General features: G+C 56.7%; 15 protein-coding genes and 5 tRNA genes. 9 read left to right on the top strand and 11 right to left on the bottom strand.

Features of this window, described 5'->3' with window-relative positions:
* Positions 1 to 5 precede the first annotated feature (5 nt).
* From nrdF to leuA, 9 genes are all read left to right on the top strand, one after another.
* Positions 6 to 965: a class 1b ribonucleoside-diphosphate reductase subunit beta gene (nrdF, locus tag ACOTXF_RS17245; protein ID WP_008502573.1), complete on the top strand. Its 960-nt coding sequence runs from the start codon at positions 6 to 8 to the stop codon at positions 963 to 965.
* Positions 966 to 1,295: 330 nt separating this feature from the next.
* Complete coding sequence (proV, locus tag ACOTXF_RS17240) at positions 1,296 to 2,498, top strand: glycine betaine/L-proline ABC transporter ATP-binding protein ProV (RefSeq protein WP_008502574.1); 1,203 nt, start codon at positions 1,296 to 1,298, stop codon at positions 2,496 to 2,498.
* Complete coding sequence (gene proW, locus ACOTXF_RS17235; protein WP_047746955.1) at positions 2,491 to 3,555, top strand: glycine betaine/L-proline ABC transporter permease ProW; 1,065 nt, start codon at positions 2,491 to 2,493, stop codon at positions 3,553 to 3,555. Before proV ends, proW begins: the two co-directional genes overlap by 8 nt.
* Before the next feature lie 9 nt (positions 3,556 to 3,564).
* Positions 3,565 to 4,560, top strand: coding sequence for a glycine betaine/L-proline ABC transporter substrate-binding protein ProX (gene proX, locus ACOTXF_RS17230; protein WP_047746958.1), 996 nt, complete (start codon positions 3,565 to 3,567; stop codon positions 4,558 to 4,560).
* A 184-nt stretch (positions 4,561 to 4,744) separates the two neighbouring features.
* Positions 4,745 to 5,929, top strand: a complete 1,185-nt coding sequence (locus ACOTXF_RS17225) for an MFS transporter (protein WP_008502577.1) — start codon at positions 4,745 to 4,747, stop codon at positions 5,927 to 5,929.
* 314 nt (positions 5,930 to 6,243) lie between these two features.
* A complete protein-coding gene (gene mprA / locus ACOTXF_RS17220) occupies positions 6,244 to 6,774 on the top strand; it encodes a transcriptional repressor MprA (protein ID WP_008502578.1) in 531 nt (176 codons plus the stop codon).
* A 126-nt stretch (positions 6,775 to 6,900) separates the two neighbouring features.
* Positions 6,901 to 8,073, top strand: coding sequence for a multidrug efflux MFS transporter periplasmic adaptor subunit EmrA (emrA, locus tag ACOTXF_RS17215; RefSeq protein WP_021241959.1), 1,173 nt, complete (start codon positions 6,901 to 6,903; stop codon positions 8,071 to 8,073).
* Between the two features lie 16 nt (positions 8,074 to 8,089).
* Entirely contained in the window at positions 8,090 to 9,637 is a 1,548-nt protein-coding gene (gene emrB / locus ACOTXF_RS17210; RefSeq protein WP_028014182.1) for a multidrug efflux MFS transporter permease subunit EmrB, read from the top strand.
* Between the two features lie 204 nt (positions 9,638 to 9,841).
* Positions 9,842 to 11,497, top strand: coding sequence for a 2-isopropylmalate synthase (gene leuA, locus ACOTXF_RS17205; RefSeq protein ID WP_047746960.1), 1,656 nt, complete (start codon positions 9,842 to 9,844; stop codon positions 11,495 to 11,497).
* On the opposite strand, the gene ACOTXF_RS17200 is transcribed toward leuA, so the two are convergent.
* The 11 genes from ACOTXF_RS17200 to csrA all read right to left on the bottom strand — a co-directional run bounded on the left by ACOTXF_RS17200 (position 11,484) and on the right by csrA (position 16,761).
* Positions 11,484 to 12,248, bottom strand: coding sequence for an AraC family transcriptional regulator (locus tag ACOTXF_RS17200; protein ID WP_047746962.1), 765 nt, complete (start codon positions 12,246 to 12,248; stop codon positions 11,484 to 11,486). The two genes, leuA and ACOTXF_RS17200, sit on opposite strands and share 14 nt — an antisense overlap.
* Before the next feature lie 54 nt (positions 12,249 to 12,302).
* Positions 12,303 to 12,818: an S-ribosylhomocysteine lyase gene (gene luxS, locus ACOTXF_RS17195; protein WP_008499539.1), complete on the bottom strand. Its 516-nt coding sequence runs from the start codon at positions 12,816 to 12,818 to the stop codon at positions 12,303 to 12,305.
* A 153-nt stretch (positions 12,819 to 12,971) separates the two neighbouring features.
* The gene (gene gshA, locus ACOTXF_RS17190; RefSeq protein ID WP_008499540.1) at positions 12,972 to 14,516 is read right to left on the bottom strand and encodes a glutamate--cysteine ligase; all 1,545 of its coding nucleotides are present in this window, start codon (positions 14,514 to 14,516) and stop codon (positions 12,972 to 12,974) included.
* An 83-nt stretch (positions 14,517 to 14,599) separates the two neighbouring features.
* Entirely contained in the window at positions 14,600 to 15,028 is a 429-nt protein-coding gene (locus ACOTXF_RS17185) for a YqaA family protein (protein WP_008499541.1), read from the bottom strand.
* Complete coding sequence (yqaB, locus tag ACOTXF_RS17180; protein ID WP_008499542.1) at positions 15,025 to 15,591, bottom strand: fructose-1-phosphate/6-phosphogluconate phosphatase; 567 nt, start codon at positions 15,589 to 15,591, stop codon at positions 15,025 to 15,027. Before yqaB ends, ACOTXF_RS17185 begins: the two co-directional genes overlap by 4 nt.
* A 117-nt stretch (positions 15,592 to 15,708) precedes the next feature.
* Positions 15,709 to 15,785, bottom strand: a tRNA-Arg gene (locus ACOTXF_RS17175).
* Positions 15,786 to 15,812: 27 nt separating this feature from the next.
* Positions 15,813 to 15,889: transfer RNA gene (locus ACOTXF_RS17170), tRNA-Arg, on the bottom strand.
* Between the two features lie 29 nt (positions 15,890 to 15,918).
* A tRNA-Arg gene (locus ACOTXF_RS17165) sits at positions 15,919 to 15,995 on the bottom strand.
* Between the two features lie 64 nt (positions 15,996 to 16,059).
* A tRNA-Arg gene (locus ACOTXF_RS17160) sits at positions 16,060 to 16,136 on the bottom strand.
* Between the two features lie 4 nt (positions 16,137 to 16,140).
* Positions 16,141 to 16,233: transfer RNA gene (locus ACOTXF_RS17155), tRNA-Ser, on the bottom strand.
* Positions 16,234 to 16,575: 342 nt separating this feature from the next.
* On the bottom strand, positions 16,576 to 16,761 hold the full coding sequence (gene csrA / locus ACOTXF_RS17150) for a carbon storage regulator CsrA (RefSeq protein WP_000906486.1): 186 nt from the start codon (positions 16,759 to 16,761) through the stop codon (positions 16,576 to 16,578).
* Between the last annotated feature and the right edge of the window lie 240 nt (positions 16,762 to 17,001).

Here is a 17,001-nt window from a genome sequence, read left to right as displayed (position 1 = left end):
AAAGGATGAAACTGTCACGCGTGAGCGCCGTTAACTGGAACAAGATCCAGGACGAGAAAGATCTGGAAGTGTGGAACCGCCTGACCAGCAACTTCTGGCTGCCGGAAAAGGTCCCGCTCTCCAACGATATTCCGGCCTGGCAAACCCTGAGCCACACCGAGCAGCAGCTGACGATCCGCGTCTTTACCGGCCTGACGCTGCTGGACACCATTCAGAATACCGTTGGCGCACCGGCTCTGATGGGTGACGCGCTGACGCCGCACGAAGAGGCGGTGATGTCGAACATCAGCTTTATGGAGGCGGTGCACGCCCGCTCCTACAGCTCGATTTTCTCCACGCTGTGCCAGACCAAAGACGTGGACGCGGCCTACGCCTGGAGCGAAGCGAGCGAGTCGTTACAAAGAAAGGCGGAGCTGGTACTGGCGTATTATCGGGCCGACGAGCCGCTGAAGAAGAAGATCGCCAGCGTGTTTCTGGAATCATTCCTCTTCTATTCTGGCTTCTGGCTGCCCATGTACTGGTCGAGCCGGGGCAAGCTGACCAACACCGCCGATTTGATTCGCCTCATCATCCGGGATGAAGCGGTACATGGGTATTACATCGGCTATAAGTATCAGAAAGGGCTGGAAAAGGTCAGCGACGCGGAGCGCGAGGAGCTTAAAGGGTTTGCGCTCGATTTGCTGATGGATCTGTACGACAACGAGCTGAGCTATACCGAGGAACTCTATGCCGGCACCGGCTGGGAGGAAGACGTCAACGCTTTCCTTTGCTACAACGCCAACAAGGCGCTGATGAACCTGGGTTACGAGGCGCTGTTCCCGCCGGAGATGGCGGAGGTTAACCCGGCGATTCTCTCCGCGCTGTCGCCCAACGCCGACGAAAACCACGATTTCTTCTCCGGGTCGGGTTCATCATATGTGATGGGCAAAGCGGTGGAAACCGAGGATGAAGACTGGGATTTTTAATGAACGTTAACGTTCGTTAATTTAATATAAACCCAACAATTTCCTCTCCAATATTTACAAAACAACTACACTGTCATTTCCGCGCCCTATTCGCCTGAATCAGCCGATTCAGGCGAAATTCCCCGATGCCGCAGCAAAAAATTGAGAAAAATTCAAATCCCGCTCAGCCCTTTACTCATGGGAAATTCAGCCGTTTCGCCTCCCTGTAAATTTACATCATAAGCAAACCCAGGGTTGTCTCAGATTCTCAGTATGTTAGGGTTATGCCCGTTAACAATTTACCATGGTAATCATATCGACATAAACAAATAACAGGACACTCTCTATTGCATGGCAATTAAATTAGAAGTGAAAAATCTTTATAAAGTATTTGGCGAGCATCCTCAGCGCGCATTCAAATATATTGAGAAAGGCCTTTCGAAAGAGCAAATTCTGGAAAAAACCGGGCTATCGCTTGGCGTTAAAGACGCCAGTCTGGCCATTGAAGAAGGCGAGATTTTTGTCATCATGGGATTATCCGGTTCGGGTAAATCCACTATGGTTCGCCTTCTCAATCGCCTGATTGAACCCACCCGCGGACAGGTGCTGATTGACGGCGTGGATATCGCCAGAATATCAGACGCCGAGCTTCGCGAGGTGCGCAGAAAGAAGATTGCGATGGTATTCCAGTCATTCGCGCTGATGCCGCACATGACGGTGCTGGATAATACCGCTTTCGGCATGGAATTAGCCGGTACACCCGCGCAGGAACGTCAGGAAAAAGCCCTTGATGCCCTGCGTCAGGTTGGGCTGGAAAATTATGCGCATGCGTACCCGGATGAACTTTCCGGCGGTATGCGTCAGCGCGTGGGATTAGCCCGCGCATTAGCCATTAATCCAGACATTTTATTAATGGACGAAGCTTTCTCCGCCCTCGATCCGTTAATTCGCACCGAGATGCAGGATGAGCTGGTAAAATTACAGGCGAAACATCAGCGAACCATTGTCTTTATTTCCCACGATTTGGATGAAGCCATGCGTATTGGCGACCGTATTGCCATTATGCAAAACGGTGAAGTGGTGCAGGTCGGCACGCCGGATGAAATACTCAATAATCCGGCAAATGATTATGTGCGCACCTTCTTCCGCGGCGTGGATATTAGCCAGGTCTTTAGCGCCAAAGATATTGCCCGTCGAACGCCAAACGGCATTATCCGTAAAACGCCTGGCTTCGGCCCGCGCTCCGCGCTGAAGCTCCTGCAGGACGAAGACCGTGAATACGGTTATCTGGTTGAACGCGGCAATAAATTTGTCGGCGTTGTCTCCATCGATTCTCTGAAAACCGCGCTCAGCGAAAACCAGGGCATCGATGCGGCGTTAATTGACGCTCCGCTTGCCGTGGACGCCGAAACGCCGCTCAGCGAGTTGCTGTCTCACGTGGGGCAGGCGCCGTGCGCCGTACCGGTCGTGGGTGAGGAACAACAGTACGTCGGCATCATCTCCAAACGGATGCTGCTGCAGGCTTTAGATCGCGAGGGGGCAAATAATGGCTGATCAAACTAACCCGTGGGGCACCACTGAAGCGGCGGACAACGCAGCGCAATCCGCCGACGCGTGGGGTTCCACGCCAGCACCCGCCGACGGTGGCGGTGCGGCAGTCTGGCTGAACAGCGCACCCGCGTCTGCGCCAGAGCACTTCAATATTATGGATCCGTTCCACAAAACGCTGATCCCGCTGGACAGCTGGGTCACGGAGGGGATCGACTGGGTGGTCACGCACTTCCGCCCGGTTTTCCAGGGGATCCGCATCCCGGTGGATTACATCCTGAACGGCTTCCAGCAGCTGATGCTGGGCATGCCGGCCCCGGTGGCGATTATCCTGTTCTCCCTGATCGCCTGGCAGTTTGGCAGCGCCGGGATGGGTGTCGCCACGCTGATTTCGCTGATTGCCATCGGCGCGATTGGAGCCTGGTCGCAGGCGATGATCACCCTGGCGCTGGTGCTGACCGCCCTGCTCTTCTGCATCGTCATCGGCCTGCCGATGGGGATCTGGCTGGCGCGCAGCCCGCGGGCCGCGAAGATTATTCGCCCGCTGCTGGATGCAATGCAGACCACCCCGGCGTTCGTCTATCTGGTGCCGATCGTCATGCTGTTCGGCATCGGCAACGTGCCGGGCGTGGTGGTCACCATTATCTTTGCCCTGCCGCCGATTATTCGTCTGACCATTCTCGGGATCAATCAGGTGCCTGCGGACCTGATCGAAGCGTCACGCTCGTTCGGCGCCAGCCCGCGCCAGATGCTGTTTAAGGTTCAGCTCCCGCTGGCGATGCCGACCATCATGGCGGGCGTTAACCAGACGCTGATGCTGGCCCTTTCGATGGTGGTGATTGCCTCGATGATCGCCGTTGGCGGTCTCGGTCAGATGGTGCTGCGCGGCATTGGCCGTCTCGACATGGGGCTGGCTACCGTCGGCGGCGTCGGGATTGTGATCCTCGCCATTATTCTTGACCGCCTGACCCAGGCCGTCGGTCGCGATTCACGCAGTCGCGGCAACCGTCGCTGGTATTCCACCGGCCCCGTCGGGTTACTCACCCGCCCCTTTAGAAAATAAGGAACAACGATGCGACATAACGTACTTTTTGCCACAGCGTTTGCCACCCTTGTCTCCACCAGCACGTTCGCGGCTGACCTGCCGGGCAAAGGCATTACCGTGCAGCCGGTGCAGAGCACTATTTCGGAAGAGAGCTTCCAGACCCTGCTGGTCAGCCGCGCGCTGGAAAAACTGGGCTATACGGTTAACACGCCGAGCGAAGTGGATTACAACGTGGGCTACACCTCGATTGCCTCCGGTGACGCCACCTTTACCGCCGTAAACTGGCAGCCGCTGCATGACGATATGTATGCCGCCGCCGGTGGCGATAAGAAATTCTACCGTGAAGGCACCTTTGTCAACGGCGCGGCGCAGGGGTACCTGATCGACAAGAAAACCGCCGACCAGTACCACATCACCAACATCGAACAGCTGAAGGACCCGAAGATCGCCAGACTGTTTGACACCAACGGTGACGGCAAGGCCGACATGATGGGCTGCTCGCCGGGCTGGGGCTGCGAAGCGGTGATTAACCACCAGAACAAGGCGTTCGATCTGGCGAAAACGGTCGACGTGAGCCACGGCAACTATTCAGCGATGATGGCCGACACCATTGCCCGCTTCAAAGAGGATAAACCGGTGATCTACTACACCTGGACGCCGTACTGGGTGAGCGACGTGCTGAAGCCGGGTAAAGACGTGGTGTGGCTGCAGGTGCCGTTCTCCTCCCTGCCGGGCGAGCAGAAAGATATCGACACCAAACTGCCGAACGGCATGAACTACGGCTTCCCGGTGAACACCATGCATATCGTGGCGAACAAAGCCTGGGCGGAGAAAAACCCGGCGGCGGCGAAGCTGTTCTCGGTGATGAAGCTGCCGCTGGCGGACATCAACGCCCAGAACGCGATGATGCACGCGGGCAAATCGTCTGAGGCGGATGTTAAAGGCCACGTCGACGGCTGGATCAAGGCCCACCAGCAGCAGTTTGACGGCTGGGTGAAAGCGGCGCTGGCGGCGCAGAAGTAAAACCTTTTCCCTCACCCTAACCCTCTCCCCAGACCGTACACTGGGAGAGGACCGGGGTGAGGGGATCAGACCGCACCCAACCTAAACCGCACAATCCAGCACGTAACAATCCCCCCACATTCACAATCATTGGCTATTATGGTTTCCGGAAAAATAATCACTTCACTAACGATTCCTGAAACTAATGACAAAAACCACTCAAGGGCTTAGCCCCGCACTCATCCTTTTAATGTCCGTGGCAACGGGTCTGGCCGTCGCCAGCAACTATTACGCGCAGCCTCTTCTCGACACCATCGCCCGCGCGTTCAATCTCTCCGCCAGTTCCGCAGGCTTTATCGTCACCGCCGCCCAGCTCGGCTATGCCGCCGGGCTGCTGTTCCTGGTGCCGCTCGGCGATATGTTTGAACGCCGGATGCTGATCGTCTCCATGACGCTTCTGGCCGCCGGCGGGATGCTGATCACCGCCAGCAGCCAGTCGCTGACGATGATGATTATCGGTACCGCGCTGACGGGGCTGTTCTCCGTGGTGGCGCAAATCCTGGTGCCGCTCGCCGCGACCCTCGCCTCACCGGAAAAACGTGGCAAGGTGGTGGGCACCATCATGAGCGGCCTGCTGCTGGGGATTTTGCTGGCGCGTACCGTCGCCGGGCTGCTGGCAAGCCTCGGCGGCTGGCGCACCGTATACTGGGTGGCGAGCGTATTGATGGTCGTCATGGCGCTGGCGCTGTGGCGCGGGCTGCCAAAAGTGAAGCAGGAAAATCACCTGAATTACCCGCAGCTGCTGGCCTCCGTTTTCAGCCTGTTTACCCAGGATAAACTTCTGCGCACCCGCGCCCTGCTGGGCTGCTTCACCTTCGCCAACTTCAGCATTCTCTGGACGTCGATGGCGTTTCTGCTGGCCGCGCCGCCGTTTAATTATTCCGAAGGGGTGATTGGCCTGTTCGGCCTGGCCGGTGCCGCAGGCGCACTGGGCGCGCGCCCCGCAGGCGGGCTGGCCGACAAGGGCAAATCCCATCTGACCACCTCCGCGGGGCTGGTGTTACTTCTGCTCTCCTGGGCGGCAATCTGGTATGGGCACGTCTCGGTGCTGGCGCTGATCGTCGGTATCCTGGTACTCGATCTCACCGTGCAGGGCGTTCACATTACCAATCAGACCGTCATCTATCGCGTGAAGCCAGAGGCGCGTAACCGCCTGACGGCCGGGTACATGACCAGCTACTTTATTGGCGGCGCGGCGGGCTCGCTCATTTCCGCCTCGGCGTGGCAGCATGCTGGCTGGTCAGGGGTATGTGCAATTGGTGCCATCGTCGCCACGATTAACCTGCTTGTATGGTGGCGCGGCTACCATCGCCAGGAGGCAATTCACTAAGTTTTACATTGCTTTGGGCCTCTTAGGGTGTAAAGGGGCCCTTCACTCTGTTAATGTAAACGTAATCATTTATCCCAGAAATTTTAATGTGGGTGACATATTTACAATCGGCATGAATAGTTCAGACCCCCGTCCTCACATCCTCTCTTCAGCGGGTTCATCCCCTACGCTTTCTGTGCTCACCGGGTCACGGACTTACCCGGCGCTTTCTGATGGTGACATTAATTTGGCGGATATAACCGCACAAATAATTCATTTACATTATTTGTCACTATCGTTACTATATCGGCTGTAATTAATGAGGTTATGCCCAAATGGATAGTTCGTTTACGCCCATTGAACAAATGCTTAAATTCCGCGCCAGTCGCCATGAGGACTTCCCGTATCAGGAAATCCTGCTGACTCGCCTGTGCATGCACATGCAGGGTAAGCTACTGGAAAACCGCAATAAAATGCTGAAAGCTCAAGGGATTAACGAGACATTGTTTATGGCGTTGATCACGCTGGAGTCTCAGGAAAACCACAGCATTCAGCCTTCTGAGCTGAGCTGCGCGCTGGGCTCCTCCCGCACCAACGCCACCCGAATTGCCGATGAGCTGGAAAAGCGCGGCTGGATTGAGCGCCGTGAAAGCGATAACGATCGCCGCTGCCTGCATCTGCAACTGACCGATAAAGGTCACGAATTCCTGCGCGAGGTGCTGCCACCTCAGCACAATTGCCTGCACAAACTCTGGTCCGCTCTCAGCACCGCCGAGCGCGACCAGCTTGAGCACATCACTCGCAAGCTGCTCACCCGTCTGGACCAGATGGATGAAGAAGGCGCCGTTCTTGAGGCGCTGCGCTAACGCGACGACACGCTCAACAATCCAGATTTATAAGAAAACCGACAGGCCAGCACGTCACACTGCTGGCCTTTCTGACAACAGGTCGGCTCAGCCGATGTGAAAATAAGAAGATCGTGGAGAACAACAATGAGCGCAAATGCGGAGAGCACTACCCCGCAGCAACCGGCCAACAAGAAAGGCAAACGTAAGAGCGCCCTTCTTCTGTTGACCTTGCTCTTTATCATTATTGCCGTGGCATATGGGATCTATTGGTTTTTAGTACTGCGTCATGCTGAAGAGACTGACGACGCGTACGTGGCAGGGAACCAGGTACAAATTATGGCGCAGGTGTCGGGCAGCGTGACGAAAGTCTGGGCTGACAATACCGACTTTGTGCAAAAAGGCGATGTGCTGGTGACGCTCGATCCAACCGACGCCCAGCAGGCGTTTGAAAAAGCGCAGACCGCGCTGGCCTCCAGCGTTCGTCAGACCCGCCAGCTGATGATCAACAGCAAACAGCTGCAGGCCAACATCGACGTGCAGAAAACCGCACTCGCGCAGGCGCAGAGCGATCTGAACCGCCGCGTGCCGCTCGGCACCGCCAATCTGATTGGCCGTGAAGAGCTGCAGCACGCCCGCGACGCCGTCGCCAGCGCTCAGGCACAGCTGGACGTGGCCATTCAGCAGTACAACGCCAACCAGGCGATGGTGCTGGGCACCAGCCTGGAAAACCAGCCTGCCGTTCAGCAGGCAGCGACTGAAGTCCGCAACGCGTGGCTTGCCCTGCAGCGTACTAAAATCGTCAGCCCAATGACCGGCTATGTCTCCCGTCGTTCCGTCCAGCCAGGGGCGCAGATCAGCCCAACCACGCCGCTGATGGCGGTTGTGCCGGCGGACAACCTGTGGGTCGACGCCAACTTTAAAGAGACGCAGCTTGCGCATATGCGTATCGGCCAGACCGCAACGGTTGTCAGCGACATCTACGGCGATGACGTGAAGTACACCGGCAAAGTGGTGGGTCTGGATATGGGGACCGGCAGCGCCTTCTCCCTGCTGCCTGCGCAGAACGCCACCGGTAACTGGATCAAAGTCGTACAGCGTCTGCCCGTGCGTATCGAACTGGATGCCAAACAGCTGGCGGATCACCCGCTGCGTATCGGCCTCTCCACGCTGGTGACGGTTGACACCGCCAACCGCGACGGTCAGATCCTGGCAAGCCAGGTGCGTAGCAGCCCGGTTTATGAAAGTAACGCCCGTGAAATTAGCCTCGATCCGGTCAACAAGCTGATCGATGACATCGTGAAGGCAAACGCCGGTTAATCCGAAGGTGAGCGTTATGCAACAGCAAAAGCCGCAAAAACCGCTGGAAGGCGCGCAGCTGGTCATTATGACCATCGCGCTGTCGCTGGCGACATTCATGCAGGTGCTGGACTCCACCATCGCAAACGTGGCGATCCCGACCATCGCCGGTAACCTTGGCTCGTCGCTGAGCCAGGGGACCTGGGTCATTACCTCGTTTGGGGTGGCAAACGCCATCTCCATTCCGATCACCGGCTGGCTGGCAAAGCGCGTCGGTGAGGTGAAGCTGTTCCTCTGGTCCACGGTGGCGTTTGTACTGGCCTCGTGGGCGTGCGGCATGTCCAGCAGCCTGACGATGCTGATTTTCTTCCGCGTCATTCAGGGGATTGTCGCAGGGCCGCTGATCCCGCTTTCCCAGAGTTTGCTGCTGAGCAACTACCCTCCCGCAAAACGTTCCGTCGCGCTGGCGCTCTGGTCGATGACCGTTATCGTCGCGCCTATCTGCGGACCGATTCTGGGCGGGTACATCAGCGATAACTACCACTGGGGCTGGATCTTCTTCATCAACGTACCGATTGGCGCCGTCGTGGTATTGATGACGCTGCAGTCGCTGCGGGGACGAGAGACGCGCACCGAACAACGGCGTATCGACAGCATCGGGCTGGCGCTGCTGATCCTGGGTATCGGCAGTCTGCAGATCATGCTCGACCGCGGTAAAGAGCTCGACTGGTTCAACTCGCAGGAAATTATCATCCTGACCATTGTCGCGGTGGTGTCGATCAGCTTCCTGATCGTCTGGGAGCTGACGGACGACAACCCGATAGTCGATCTCTCGCTATTTAAGTCGCGAAACTTCACCATCGGCTGCCTGTGTATCAGCCTCGCCTATATGCTCTACTTCGGCGCGATTGTTCTGCTGCCGCAGCTGTTGCAGGAGGTGTATGGCTATACCGCCACCTGGGCGGGTCTGGCGTCAGCACCCGTTGGGGTGATCCCGGTCCTGCTGTCGCCGATAATTGGCCGCTTCGCCCATAAGCTCGACATGCGTCGGCTGGTGACGTTCAGCTTCATCATGTATGCGGTGTGCTTCTACTGGCGTGCGTATACCTTTGAGCCGGGAATGGACTTTGGCGCCTCGGCGTGGCCGCAGTTCATTCAGGGCTTCGCGGTGGCGTGCTTCTTTATGCCGCTGACCACCATCACGCTCTCTGGCTTACCGCCCGAGCGTCTGGCAGCCGCCTCGAGCCTGTCGAACTTCACCCGTACGCTGGCGGGCTCCATCGGTACGTCGATCACCACCACCCTGTGGACGAACCGCGAATCGATGCACCACGCTCAGCTGACCGAAGCAGTGAACCCGTACAACCCGAATGCTCAGCAGATGTATAGCCAGCTTCAGGGGATGGGAATGACGGAGCAGCAGGCGTCCGGCTGGATTGCCCAGCAGATCACCAACCAGGGGCTGATTATCTCGGCCAACGAGATTTTCTGGATATCGGCAGGGATCTTTATCGTCCTGCTGGGGCTGGTGTGGTTTGCCAGACCGCCGTTTGGTGCCGGTGGTGGCGGTGGCGGCGCGCACTAGTCTTGTGCGCGGGTTGCTCGTTCTGTGCGACGGTTGCCCGGTGGCGCTACGCTTACCGGGCCTACGAACGTAGGCCGGATAAGGCGTAGCCGCCATCCGGCAAAAAACCGCACTGTGTCCAGAACGCGACAGCCATTGTCAGTGCCGATAAAGCAGCGCGCCTGAAATCGATTCACGATAGTGAAAAGACAACAGGAGCGCATCATGCTGAACACACCCGCCGACAAGTACCAACCCTTTCCCACCCTTTCCCTGCCCGACCGTCGCTGGCCGGAGCAACGCATCACCCGCGCGCCGCGCTGGCTCTCGACCGACCTGCGCGACGGCAACCAGGCTCTGGCCGAACCGATGGACAGCACGCGCAAGCTGCAGTTCTGGGATCTGCTGTTAAGCTGCGGGTTTAAAGAGATTGAAGTTGCCTTTCCTTCCGCCTCGCAGACGGATTTCAACTTTGTTCGCCAGCTGATTGAAGAGAACCGCATCCCGGATGACGTGACGATTCAGGTGCTCACTCAGGCACGGGAAGATCTCATCCATCGCACTTTTAAATCCCTGCGCGGCGCGAAGCAGGCGACCGTGCATCTGTATAACGCCACCGCTCCGCTGTTCCGCCGCCTGGTATTCGGCATGGAGAAAGCACAAATCGTTGAGCTGGCCACCCGCGCCACGCGGCTTATCCGCCAGCTTTGTGAAGAGAACCCTGAAACCCGCTGGCAGTACGAATACTCTCCGGAAACCTTCTGCTTTACCGAGGCGGAATTTGCGCTGGAGATTTGTGAAGCCGTGGCGGAGATCTGGCAGCCTTGCGACGAACGCCCGATGGTGATCAACTTACCCGCCACCGTCGAAGTGAGCACGCCGAACGTCTATGCCGACCAGATCGAGTACTTCTGTCGCCACTTCAGCCGCCGCCGCGATGTCTGCATCAGCGTGCATCCGCATAACGACCGCGGTACCGGCGTCGCCTGCGCGGAGCTGGCCGTAATGGCGGGGGCTGACCGCGTGGAGGGCTGTCTGTTCGGTAACGGCGAGCGCACGGGCAACGTCTGCCTGGTGACGCTGGCGATGAACCTCTACAGCCAGGGTATCAGCCCGACTCTGGACTTTAGCGATATGAACCGGGTGGTGGAAGTGGTAGAAACCTGCAATCAGCTGCCGGTGCACCCGCGCCATCCGTGGGCAGGACGGCTGGCCTATACCGCCTTCTCCGGCTCGCACCAGGACGCAATCAAAAAAGGCTTTGATGCCCGCAGGCCTGGCGATCGCTGGGAGATGCCTTACCTGCCCGTCGATCCCCAGGATATCGGCTGCACCTACGAAGCGGTGATCCGCGTGAACAGCCAGTCAGGGAAAAGCGGCAGCGCGTGGCTGATCGAACAGAATCATGGTCTGAAACTGCCCCGCGCCCTGCAGCAGGATTTCAGCCAGCACGTGCAGCAGGAAACCGACCGTCACGGAAAAGAGATGACGCAAAATGCGCTGTGGCAGCTGTTCCGCACCCGTTACGGCCTGGTAGCCACGCCGCACTATGCGCTGCAATCCTACCGCAGCGACGGCCAGCAGGACGGCCAGCTGCGGCTGACGGCAAGCGTCGTCACGCAGGGAGGAACGCGCCAGTTGGAAGGTCACGGCAACGGTCTGCTCTCCGCCGCCGCTCACGGCCTGAGCCGCTGGGTCAACGCGCCGTTTGTGATTAAGGATTATCACGAGCATACGTTAGGCGAACGCAGCGACAGCCGCTCGGTGGCCTACATCCGCTGCCTGTTCCAGGACGGCAGCAGCCGATGGGGCGTGGGCATTGATAGCGACGTGGCGCGCGCGTCGCTTCAGGCGCTCTTTAACGCCGTCAGTCGTTCTTAAAGTAATCGCTGGGGGAGACGCCCATCACCCGACGGAACATTGCCGTAAAGGCGCTGTGGCTGCCGTACCCCAGATCCAGCGCCACGCGCAATACCGGCTGGCCCTGCGCCAGCCGCACTAAGGCTTCCAGCAGACGCGCCCTTCTCAACCACTCGCCGTAGCTTAAACCCGTCTGCTGATGAAAATGGCGGTTCAGGGTGCGCTCGCTCATGTTCATCAGGCTCGCAGCCTGCGCGCTGCTCCAGCTTTCCCCCGGGTTTTGCCGGATTTGCAGACACAGGCGACGTAGCGCCTCGCTTTCCGGCTCCGGCAGGTGAAACGGCAGCACCGGCATAGTGCGGATTTCATCGAGAATCAGTTCATAGACGCGTTCATCCCGGCTTCCGGGTGAGTACGATTCAGGCAACGCAAGGGAGACGAGGATCAGCTCGCGCAGCAGCGGCGCGATCTGGACGATCTGGCAGGTGGCGGGAAGATCGGCCCGCGCCAGCGGATCGATAAACAGCGTTCGCGCCGCCACGTTGCCGGTAATGCGCAGGGAATGCCGCGTGCCCGCAGGCAGCCAGACGCCGCGACCGGGAGGCACAACCCAACAGCCCGATGCGGTATCCACCCGTACCACGCCGCTCAGGGTATGCAGCAGCTGCGCGCAGTCGTGCTCATGCCACGGCTCGCTGTCACCATGAGCGTAATCATGGGCGAACGGAACGAGGGGACGGTGGATAAAGGAGAAGGTTAAGGTTGTGGTCATGGGATTAAACCACCCTCACCCTACCCTCTCCCTGAGGGAGAGGGAAAAGGTGCACTAGATGTGCAGTTCCTGCAGTTTTTCTTTTGGCAGGGCCAGCTCTTCGTTGCTGTTCACGCGAACGTCGCGTTCGATGATGTGGCGCGCGATCTCCTGCGCTTCTTCCAGAGAGTGCATCTGGTAGGTGCCGCACTGGTAAACGTTCAGCTCAGGGATCTGGTTCTGCTCTTTCACCTTCAGCACGTCTTCCATGGCCGCTTTCCAGGCATCTGCCACACGTTTCTCTTCAGGCTGACCAATCAGGCTCATGTAGAAACCGGTACGGCAGCCCATCGGAGAGATATCGATGATCTCAACGCCGTTGCCGTTCAGGTGGTCACGCATGAAACCAGCGAACAGGTGTTCCAGCGTATGAATGCCTTTCTCCGGCATCACTTCTTTGTTTGGCACGCAGAAACGCAGATCGAAGACGGTGATCGTGTCGCCGTGCGGGGTGTGCATGGTCTTCGCCACGCGGACTGCAGGTGCTTCCATACGGGTATGGTCGACAGTAAAGCTATCTAATAACGGCATACGTCACCTCCGATAGTGATTTTTTTTAAAATAAACTGAACTCTTCTACAGAATGCGCGTCTGAGTATATGAAAGACGCGCATTTGTTATCATCATCCCTGAATTCAGAGATGTATATTTTGGCCACAGCGATGTGGCCTTTTTCTTTTCTGCTTAAGCCTGCTTCGCCAGAAACGCCTCAAACGACTCGGTATCCGCCGCTTCAACCTCTTTCTGACGCACAACGGACGCTTCGCGTTCCGCGACAAAATCTGATTCGCTCAGGATTTCTAACGGCTCCTGGATCAGCATTTCACGGTACTCCGCCGAGAGTGAGCGCCCCGTACCACCAATGCCCTGATCAATCATAGAACGCAGAATGCGCGCTGAGAACGTCAGTTCCGGGTTATCAAAGCACGCCACCAGCTGGTCGCAAATCTGTTGATACGCGTCGCCGCCGTCGATGCTGTCCATCGTCCGGGCAACACGCTTCAGGTCACGGAACAGATCTTTGCCGACTTTCGTCAGCGGGAACTGTGCCGTTTCGCAGCCGATACCCAGCGTCAGGCCAGGTTTACGCCCTTCCAGAATCACGCGGTTCCAGTTTGTACGGGTGCAGAGCAGTTCGTCTGAACTCATTTCCGGCGCATCCGCCAGCACGCACCAGACCATAAACAGATCCAGGAAGCGAATCTGCTGTTCATCAACGCCAATCGGTGAGAACGGGTTGATATCCAGCGAGCGCACTTCAATGTATTCGATCCCGCCGCGCTGCAGCGCATCCGACGGGGTTTCGCCGCTGCGCGTCACGCGCTTAGGACGAATTGGCGCATACAGCTCGTTTTCAATCTGCAGGACATTGCTGTTGATCTGCAGACGCTTACCGTCTTTTTCGAGGCCGATTTTTTCGTACTCTTCCGACGGGGTTTTGATCGCCCGCTTCAATCCTGCCACATATTCGTGCAATTCGTTAAACGTAATACCGAGATTGCTTTGCGATTTATTGGTATAGCCGAGATCGCTCAGACGCAGAGAGGTGGCGTACGGGAGATAGTACATTCCGCAGTCGGTCTTCTCGAACGGCAGCGTGGTCGGTTTCCCCTGCAGGAACGAAGAACAGATCGCCGGGGAGGCACCAAACAGATACGGGATCACCCAGCCGAAACGGTAGTAGTTGCGGATCAGGCGGAAGTAGCCTGCTGAGATGGCGTCTTTATCCGTTTCACCGCATTTCGCCTGCCAGAACGCCATTGGCAGCGAGAAGTTGTAGTGCACGCCAGAGATGGTCTGCATCAACGCGCCGTAGCGATTTTTAAGACCTTCGCGATAGAGCGTTTTCAGCCGACCAATGTTTGACGTGCCGTACTGCGCCAGCTCAATCTCCTGGCCCTGCTCGATATAGCACGGCATGCTGAGCGGCCACATACGCTCATCGCCGAGATTGCGCGCGGTGTAGCGATGGATATCGCGCATAATCGTCAGCATATGATCAATATCACCCTCTACTGGGGTGATGAACTCCAGCAGCGCTTCAGCGAAATCGGTTGTGATCCATTTATGTGTCAGCGCCGAGCCTAACGCCTTCGGGTGACCCGTCGTCGCTAAACTGCCGTCCGCGTTAACGCGCAGCGTTTCACGCTCAAGACCACGCTGAATACCCTTCAATGCCTGAGGGTGGTTTTCCAGCCAGGCCAGCGCCTGAGATACGTCCGGGATCAAATTGACCTCCCGCCTGTCAAAGTAATGTTACTCAGCATAATTGTAATGGTTGACGATTGAAGGTCGCGTATTCATTCCACCAATTAGTGCCACCACGTCATACCCTGTAGTGTTGCCCACGCCACGAGAACATAGCGCAACGCCTTGCCAAGGCACAAAAAAAAGAGCACCGGTCCCCAGGAGATGCGCATCCATCCCGCCAGCAGACACAGTAAATCGCCTATTACAGGCATCCAGCTTAATAACAGCGTGGCAGCGCCATAGCGTTTTAGCCAGCCGACTGCCTTTTCCTGCCAGCGCGATTTTTCACGCAGCGGAAAGAAACGCCCAAGAATAACGTTAGTCAGCCCTCCAAGGCTATTACCCATTGTTGCTATTAATACAAGTAGCCAGGGCTGACTCACGCCGGACAACAGCATCGCCACCAGCACCACTTCCGAATTGCCCGGTAACAGCGTGGCGCTGAGAAAACTGCTGGCGAATAATGAGGCAAGTGACAGCGCGTCACTCACAGTAAGCGTACATCCACCGCATCCATTCCGGCATCACGCGCGGCCTGGATCCCAAAATCGGCATCTTCAAACACGACGCACTTTGCCGCCGGGACGCCCATTAATTCTGCGCAAAGCAGGAAGGTGTCCGGTGCGGGCTTGTGACGTTTAACATGATCGGCGGCGACCACGGCAGAAAAATAGTGGCGCAGGCCAAGATGATTGAGCAAGGCTTCTGCAATCGCGCTTTCGCTGCCCGTCCCCACCGACATCGGGCGACGCCCGTGCCACTCTTTTACCACATCAATCAGTGGTAACGGACGTACCGTATCTAAAAGCATGGCTTTTACCGCATCGGTTTTTTCGCGCGCGAGCAGGTGCGGGTCGAGATCGGCCTGATTCAGTTCAATCACGGCCTGCGCAATACGCCAGGTGGGGGAGCCGTTGAGGGCGATCATCGCCTGAAGGTCGAAACGCATGCCGTAGCGGCCCAGGACGTCGGTCCAGGCTTGACGATGCGTGGGTTCGGTGTCCAGGAGGGTACCATCCATATCGAAGATCAAACCGTCATACTGTGCGTACATCGTGCTCTCGCTAACCGATTAACAAAGCATTACTTTATCGTAAATGGTGGTTTTTGTCGCTGACAGAGAGTGTGATTGCTGACGGAACGTCGAAGGAATAGACAAAGAAGGAGAAGATGGTGCATCCGGGAGGATTCGAACCTCCGACCGCTCGGTTCGTAGCCGAGTACTCTATCCAGCTGAGCTACGGATGCATCGGGAAATGCTTTTAGAAACAGTAATGGTGCATCCGGGAGGATTCGAACCTCCGACCGCTCGGTTCGTAGCCGAGTACTCTATCCAGCTGAGCTACGGATGCATCAGGGTACTGCTTTCAGAAATAGTAAATGGTGCATCCGGGAGGATTCGAACCTCCGACCGCTCGGTTCGTAGCCGAGTACTCTATCCAGCTGAGCTACGGATGCATCGGGATTTACTACTGTACTGCTCGATATTCATATCACTTCTAAAGCAATATGAAGTAATAGATGGTGCATCCGGGAGGATTCGAACCTCCGACCGCTCGGTTCGTAGCCGAGTACTCTATCCAGCTGAGCTACGGATGCAAAATGGCGGTGAGGCGGGGATTCGAACCCCGGATGCAGCTTTTGACCGCATACTCCCTTAGCAGGGGAGCGCCTTCAGCCTCTCGGCCACCTCACCACACAACGCCTCTTTCGAGTGCTTCGAGCAACTCGTTAAGAGCTTCTCGTCGCTGCGTGGCGCATATATTACTTTCTGGGACTTATAAGTCAAACAATTTTCCAAAAGCTTTTATCGTTTGCACAAATCACACGCAATTCGCATGTAAAAGCCGCAAAGAGGGTGTTTTATAAGCGGATTTTGCAGGCATCTTCGCAGAAAACTGATGCGGAAAGAACAGTGTTGGGACGAGATAAGGGTAGCGGAGTGGTCAAAAAGAGAGCGATTGAAATTAAACGGTAACTTTGAGCAGGAAAAATAGCGGGAGGGTTGCGTCTCGCCCGACAGCGAGACGCGACAATATCAGTAACTGGACTGCTGGGATTTTTCAGCCTGGATACGCTGGTAGATCTCTTCACGGTGGACAGATACTTCTTTAGGAGCGTTAACACCAATACGTACCTGGTTACCCTTTACCCCTAAAACTGTCACGGTGACCTCATCCCCAATCATGAGGGTCTCACCAACTCGACGAGTCAGAATCAGCATTCTTTGCTCCTTGAAAGATTAAAAGAGTCGGGTCTCTTGTATCCCGGCATTATCCATCATATAACGCCAAAAAGTAAGCGATGACAAACACGTAAAGTGTAAGCAGTCACGGCATCACATTCTGTTAAACGTAAGTTTAGCCGATATACACAAACTCAACCTGACTTTATCGTTATCGATAGCACAGTGAACAAGACGCCATAACGTTACCGCTATGGCGTCTGCTTGTGCTTTGTAGTT

Source organism: Enterobacter cloacae complex sp. IR53041, from assembly GCF_049238285.1.
GTDB classification, from domain to species: Bacteria; Pseudomonadota; Gammaproteobacteria; order Enterobacterales; family Enterobacteriaceae; genus Enterobacter; species Enterobacter roggenkampii.
The sequence above is the reverse complement of the archived record's forward strand: the minus strand, read 5'-3'. Positions and strand labels throughout refer to the sequence as shown.